The 6,497-nt window shown below is 38.4% G+C and carries 6 protein-coding genes and 1 riboswitch; of the genes, 2 read left to right on the top strand and 4 right to left on the bottom strand.

Annotated features, from left to right (window positions below; all coding sequences use genetic code 11):
• Positions 1–284: 284 nt before the first annotated feature.
• Positions 285–1,619 (bottom strand): NCS2 family permease, encoded by a 1,335-nt coding sequence (locus RST01_RS14665; protein WP_066790091.1) that lies wholly within the window; start codon positions 1,617–1,619, stop codon positions 285–287.
• A gap of 111 nt (positions 1,620–1,730) precedes the next feature.
• A riboswitch (purine riboswitch) is annotated at positions 1,731–1,832 on the bottom strand.
• Between the two features lie 187 nt (positions 1,833–2,019).
• Here RST01_RS14665 and RST01_RS14660 point away from each other — a divergent pair.
• On the top strand, positions 2,020–2,637 hold the full coding sequence (locus tag RST01_RS14660; RefSeq protein WP_066790092.1) for a pentapeptide repeat-containing protein: 618 nt from the start codon (positions 2,020–2,022) through the stop codon (positions 2,635–2,637).
• Between the two features lie 13 nt (positions 2,638–2,650).
• Positions 2,651–3,358 carry a YjjG family noncanonical pyrimidine nucleotidase gene (locus RST01_RS14655; protein WP_147197930.1) on the top strand — a complete coding sequence of 236 codons (708 nt, stop codon included), beginning with the start codon at positions 2,651–2,653 and terminating at the stop codon, positions 3,356–3,358.
• 82 nt (positions 3,359–3,440) lie between these two features.
• Here the strand turns inward: RST01_RS14655 and RST01_RS14650 are convergent, their stop codons facing one another.
• From RST01_RS14650 to RST01_RS14640, 3 genes are all read right to left on the bottom strand, one after another.
• Positions 3,441–4,661, bottom strand: coding sequence for a CynX/NimT family MFS transporter (locus RST01_RS14650; RefSeq protein WP_147197929.1), 1,221 nt, complete (start codon positions 4,659–4,661; stop codon positions 3,441–3,443).
• Between the two features lie 4 nt (positions 4,662–4,665).
• Entirely contained in the window at positions 4,666–5,355 is a 690-nt protein-coding gene (locus tag RST01_RS14645; protein WP_147197927.1) for a FadR/GntR family transcriptional regulator, read from the bottom strand.
• Positions 5,356–5,551: 196 nt separating this feature from the next.
• A complete protein-coding gene (locus RST01_RS14640) occupies positions 5,552–6,454 on the bottom strand; it encodes a LysR family transcriptional regulator (protein ID WP_147197925.1) in 903 nt (300 codons plus the stop codon).
• Positions 6,455–6,497: the final 43 nt, after the last annotated feature.

Genomic DNA, 6,497 nt, shown 5'->3' with positions numbered 1-6,497 from the left:
TCTATCTTACAACTTCTTTATTTAAAAGTCAACAACTTTTTAAAAATAATTTAGTTGAGATATTTTGTCATGCTTTGTCGCAACAACATGAAATCTAATATACGCCCTTATTCAACTAAAGTCAACAGTTTTACACAAATTTTTCTTCTATCTTTTAAATTTCGTATATATGTTGCGATTATTCCTTCTATAACCTCTATATTTCTACCTCACTTTTAAATGTCAGTTTTCTATTAAATAAAAAAACAGCTCCTGATGCAAGTGCATCGGAGCTGCTCCTTCTATTAACGTACCCAAATAAAGTAGGCCAAGAAGACAAAGAATAAAACATACATCAATGGGTGAACTTCTTTTCTTCTTCCTGCTAAAAGCATTGTTATAGGGTAGAAAATGAAACCTACCGCAATACCTGAAGCAATACTATATCCCATTGGCATCATGAACATCGTCAAGAATGCTGGTACCGCGATCTCAAATTCATCCCACTTAATTAAACGAAGCGAGGAAGCCATCATGACGCCGACGATAACCAATGCAGGTGTTGTCACTGCGGTAGTCACAACACTCAATAATGGAGAGAAGAATAGAGCTAGTAAGAACATAATCCCTACTACTACTGCTGTGAAACCAGATTTTGCGCCTGCTGCCACGCCTGCAGTAGATTCAACATATGCCGTTGTAGTAGAAGTCCCAAAGATGGAACCAACTGTCGTGCCTAAGGCGTCTGCCATAAGGGCTCTCCCCGCGCGCGGTAATTTGTCATCTTTAACTAAGCCTGCTTGATTGGCTACGGCCATTAATGTGCCTGCTGTGTCAAAGAAATCTACAAATAAGAATGTCAGTACAACAACTAGAAATTTCACATTGAATAAAGAACTTGGATCATGGATAACCGGATCTAATGCAACACCAAATGTTGGTGCAACGCTAGGAATAGCTGAAACAATCGCTTTCGGAACTTCCACTAATCCAAATATCATACCGATTATAGCGGTGATGACCATTCCATAGAATATACCTGCTTTCGCTTTACGTGCTACTAAGATTACCGTGATAACAATCCCGATAATCGCTAGTAGTACATTACCGTCTGTAAAATCGCCTAATGTAATAAAAGTACTTTTGCTCGCTACGACGATTCCAGCGTTTTTTAAACCTACAAATGTTACGAAGAAACCAATACCTGCTGATACGGCATATTTCAACTGAACAGGAATAGCATTGATAATCGTTTCACGGATGCCTGTTAATGAAAGAATGATAAAGATAACACCTGAGAAAAATACTCCCGTCAGGCCAGTTTGCCAAGGGATATGGTAAGTCAAGATGACAGTGTATGCAAAGAACGCATTAAGCCCCATCCCTGGTGCTAAGCCGATTGGATACCTTGCAACAAATCCCATAATGAACGAACCCACTGCTGCAGCCAAGGCTGTAGCTACAAATACAGAACCATAGTCCATGCGCATGGCATCTGGCAAATCTTTTACATCTGCTAGTGTCAGGATGAGTGGATTTAATGCTAATATATAGGCCATTGCTAAGAATGTTGTAATACCGCCAATTATCTCTCGACGATAGTTAGTGCCAAGCTCCTCAAATTGAAAATATTTCTTCATGTTAATCCTCCATATGCCGCCTTATACGCCAGAAAAGAAAAAACAGTCAACTCCCGATGAGCTGACTGTCTGCAAATTTCACTAGTATCCATAACTAATGAAATAAAAGGTTCCCCTTTTATATATATGCGTAGTCAAGTCATTTACGGTAACTCGGTAGAAACTTTCGGGCCATATTCCCGACATTATACGACGACTTTATTTAATTTACTTCGATAATATAGCATGCAATAGCTAGAGTTTCAATAGAAATTTACGAACAATTTATATATACATAGAATAATAGTTCGTAACTAATTCACTTTTATAGAAAAACGGTTCGCATATCAAGTTAAACCATTTACTTTTAGCTTTCATATATGACATCATTAGGAGAAAGCATTGAGGAGGCTAACCAAAAATGAAAAAACCTTCTGCACATTACACACAAACCATCCAAAGTGAGTATGTATTATTTGAAGAAATAGAAGACAACACGCTTCTGATTGATTGTGAGATTGATTGTCAATTTGGCAGGAAACAAATCCAAGAAGTAAAATTTGAGAATTGCCGTTTCAGCACAGCCGAATATAAACAAACGGAATTCCTAGATGTAATCTTCCAAAAATGTGATTTGTCTAATTTTAATTTCAACAAGTCAATATTCTATCGCTGTGAATTCCAAACCTGCAAACTGCTCGGAACGCAATTTATAGGAAGCACATGTAAAGATGTAAGCTGGCTGAATTGCTTGATGAATTACGCTATCCTCTCTGAAGGTAAAATGAATCAGGTTTGCTTCCGAGAAAGCCAGCTAGAAGAAGCTTTCTTTCACAATTGTAAATTCCAGCAAACCAGTTTTGAGTTATGCAATCTCCAGCTAGCGGATTTTTCAGAGAGCAAATTAAAGGGAGTGGATCTATCCTCCTCTGACTTCGTGGACATTAAGCTGACCCCTAGTTTAGCAAAAGGCCTCTCTATCCGTTTTGACCAAGCCCCAGCCATTGCGGCTATGCTCGGTGTAACGATTAAAAACTAAAGAGGTGTTTCCCATGAAAAAATATGATTTTTTAATTTTTGATTTAGATGATACATTATTAGATTTTCAGGATACCGAAATCAAAGCGTTAGAATCGCTGTTCAAAAAATATGAAGTACCTTTTAACGAAGAAAGTGTTAGCGCCTATAAAGCGATGAACAAGAAGTTGTGGGCTGAAATAGAAAAAGGCAGTTTAAGCAAAGCTGACCTACTTAATCAACGATTCGCCGCTTTCTTTGAACTCTATGAAAAAAAAGTAGATGGCCAATTGGCAGAAAAGGAATATCGTTCGCTCTTAAACCTAGGACACAAAATGCTTGATGGCGCTCTCGCCCTCTTAACTGCTTTAAAAAATCACGGCTACACCATTGTCGCTGGGACAAACGGCATCGGCATCACACAAAGACAACGTTTGACTGACGCCAAGATTATCGACTTCTTTGATGATTTATTCATTTCAGAAGAAGTAGGATTTGAAAAACCAAATACCCAATTTTTCGAAGCAATTTTCAAGAAGTACCCAGCTATGACAAAGGAAAATACCTTAATGATTGGTGACAGTCTCACTTCTGATATTAAAGGCGCCACAAACTCAGGCATCGATTCTGTATGGATGAATCCAACAAAAGCACCTCATAACGGTATTGAAAGCACCTATGAAGTACAGACGCTAGACGAACTACTTGCTCTATTAGGAGAAGAAGTTGCTTCAATGGAATAACTTTTTATAAGAATAGAAAAAGCCTAGAATCCCAAGTATATGGGTTTCTAGGCTTTTGTTTATTATTTAGTCTTTAGCAAAGTTACTCTGCTTCATTTGTAACATATCCTACTTTTCCAGCACCAATTCCCATTATGAGTAGAACGAATGAGATGAAGATGAGGAGGATGAGTGGGATTGTCCATCCACCAGTCAAGTCATGAAGTGTACCGACAAGAACTGGTCCAACAGCCGCTAACAGATACCCGAAGGACTGTGCCATCCCTGATAATTCCGCCGCTTCTTTCCCATTCCTTGTCCGCAATGTAAAGAACATCATAGCTAGACTGAAGGCACTTCCCCCAGCAACGCCAAGCATGATGGCACATACAGGAATGAGCACACGAATTCCTAGTAGAAGTCCTGCAAAGCCAAGGATAAACAAAGTAATCGTTATGATACTCAGCCCAACTTGGTTTTTCAATTTTTCCGCTATGATTGGAACAATAAACGTCACAGGAATAATGGAAAGCTGCATGATAAATACGATCCATCCAGCAGTGCTTGAGTTAAAACCAATTACACGGAGAATATCGGGCAGCCATGTAATTAATGTATAAAACATAAGTGATTGTCCGCCCATAAATATAGTTATCTTCCATGCTAGTGGCGAACGCCACAAACTACTTTTCTTCTCCGCTTTCACATTGACTTTTACTTTCTCGCCCTTCTGACTTTTACTAAGCTGCGGAAGCCAAAGCAGCAAGGATATGATGGTCAACACTCCCCATATACCAAGTGCTCCTTGCCAGCCTAAGTTACCGGTCGAAGCGATAGGTACACTGACTCCTGAACCTAGTGCACCGAAGAGATTCATGAATATAGCATATATGCCGGTCATGAATCCTATTCTCTGCGGGAAATTCATTTTCACAATCCCCGGGATTAAAACATTGCCAATTGCAATGGCCATCCCTATTAAAATCGTTCCAGCGAATAAATAAAAAACGCCAGAAACTGATCGTACTGCAATCCCTATAATAAGCAGGATTAGCGAGAACGTAATCGTTAATTCCATACCAAACCGATTTGCTATTTTAGGAGCAAATGGAGAAAGTAGCGCAAAGGCAAGCAACGGCAATGTTGTGATAGTTCCTATAAGAGTATTGCTGATGCCTAGATCATCACGTATAAAAGGAATGAGCGAGCCTGCTGAAGTTAAAGGAACCCTCAAATTAGACCCGACTAAAATCACGCCAATAAGTAATAACCAGCCATTTTTTGTTTTTTTATTTGATGTAGACGACATGGCTTTCTGATTCATGCTGTTATTCTCCTGTCATTTTAATAATTTCTTTTCTTAGTAACTCCATATAGTTTTCCACATATGTAGCTGCAGCTTCTTTATTCTGTCCACGAATGGCTGACAATAAATCGATGTGAAGCTCTTCTTCAAATTTAAAAGTCGCATTCATTGCCATTAAATCCTGCACAAAAGAATTTATGGTTTCTAGCAGCGGTTCATATAAATCAATGAGGAGCTGATTGGTAGATGCCAATACAACCGCTTTATGAAAACAAATATCTAATTCGATAAATTGTGCCCAATCCTTACTTTTGACAGCTTGACGAGAAAGTTGAATATATTCTTCAAGCTTCGCTAAATCAGCCTCTGTTCTATGCTCGGCGGCTAGCTGTGCAGCCTGCTTTTCTAAAGCTAAACGTACATCAAGAATTTCAAGCAAAGCTGTTTTTTTCACATATCGTTTAAGAGCAGCTCCAAGAGAATTGGCAGAACGCACAATCGTTCCACTGCCTTGTTTCGTTTCAAGTAATCCTGCATGGACTAATGCCCGGATAGCTTCTCGAAGTGTATTGCGGCTGACATCAAACTTTTCCATTAGCTCCATTTCAGGAGGTATTTTCTTTCCTACTTCCCAGCTTCCAGATTCAATCAACTGCTCTATTTGAGTCGCAACCTGTTCTACTAGATTCATTTTGTTCGTTTTTTGAATCATTTTTATACCTCCTTTAAAATTTGTAGGATGATTGGTATATCGGTAAAATTATCATGGATAAATTAAATTGTCAATGGGATTTACTTTTTCTATTAAATTTATCCCATGCTAAATGCAACTCATCTTTCACCTGAAAACAAAATAAAGGTTACGATCTCTCTTAAGAAGAGCGTCGAAACCTTTAGCAGTTTTCTATTTATTGACCCTGAAATTTTTGGAAGTATTGTTGGGTTAATTCAATAAAACCTGTCAACGGAGGGGACATCCATTTATCCTTATGCCAAGCAATATGCGTAAAGATAGGAGGAATATTATTTTCCCACTTCAATTCCACTATTCTCCCTACCTTTATGTCTTGTTCCACAACCATTGTTGGCAATGCGGCAATACCTATTCCAGCAATCACGCATTGCTTAATCGCCTCAATACTGCCAAATTCAAACTTATTGATTGGATACACTTTTGCTGAATGACAGGAATTTTCTAAAAGAGTGCGATAAGAACAGCCTGTTTCAGTTAAGAGAAGAGTTTCCTGTTCAATATCTTTAAGGTAGATCTCTGATTTAGATGCTAATGGATGGCTAGGTGATGCTACTAATTTTATATCTTCTTGGATTAGGGGTTTTATCGTTAAAGCCTCTTCCGGTTTAGATATATCCATGATGAAAGCTACATCAAGCATCCCATTCATTAATTGCTCTCTAGCCAAATCATCTGAATGTGCAGGCTTAAACATCAACTTTACGCTTGGGTATCGATCTTTAAATTCTTTCAATATGCCCGGCAACCTATATGTACATTGGCTTTCTTGAGCGCCTATTATAAGGGTGCCTGAAAGTTCTCCATCTTGTGCGATCGCCATCTTCGCTTCTTCATTAAGTTTGATCATTTTTTCAGCGTATAAAAGAAATTTCTGTCCAGCTTCTGTCAAAACAAGACGCTTCCCTAAACGTTCAAATAAAGGGGTTCCAAGTTCTGCTTCTAACGATTTTATTTGGGCTGTAACACTCGATTGCGCAAAGTTTAACATTTTTGCCGTTTGAGTAAAGTTCAATGTTTCAGCAGCTACCATAAACGTAATAAGTTGTTTGTTTTCCATATTCTCGCCTTTCTAAATCGTTTTTTTCGATTGATTCAATCAA

It is taken from the genome of Rummeliibacillus stabekisii, assembly GCF_007988965.1.
Classification (GTDB): domain Bacteria; phylum Bacillota; class Bacilli; order Bacillales_A; family Planococcaceae; genus Rummeliibacillus; species Rummeliibacillus stabekisii.
This window is presented reverse-complemented; position numbering and strand designations above follow the sequence as displayed.

Bases quoted from the DNA above. Each gene is read 5' to 3' on its own strand.
- RST01_RS14665 (WP_066790091.1), bottom strand. From the start codon at position 1,619: ATGAAGAAATATTTTCAATTTGAGGAGCTTGGCACTAACTATCGTCGA.
- RST01_RS14660 (WP_066790092.1), top strand. From the start codon at position 2,020: ATGAAAAAACCTTCTGCACATTACACACAAACCATCCAAAGTGAGTAT.
- RST01_RS14655 (WP_147197930.1), top strand. From the start codon at position 2,651: ATGAAAAAATATGATTTTTTAATTTTTGATTTAGATGATACATTATTA.
- RST01_RS14650 (WP_147197929.1), bottom strand. From the start codon at position 4,661: ATGAATCAGAAAGCCATGTCGTCTACATCAAATAAAAAAACAAAAAAT.
- RST01_RS14645 (WP_147197927.1), bottom strand. From the start codon at position 5,355: ATGATTCAAAAAACGAACAAAATGAATCTAGTAGAACAGGTTGCGACT.
- RST01_RS14640 (WP_147197925.1), bottom strand. From the start codon at position 6,454: ATGGAAAACAAACAACTTATTACGTTTATGGTAGCTGCTGAAACATTG.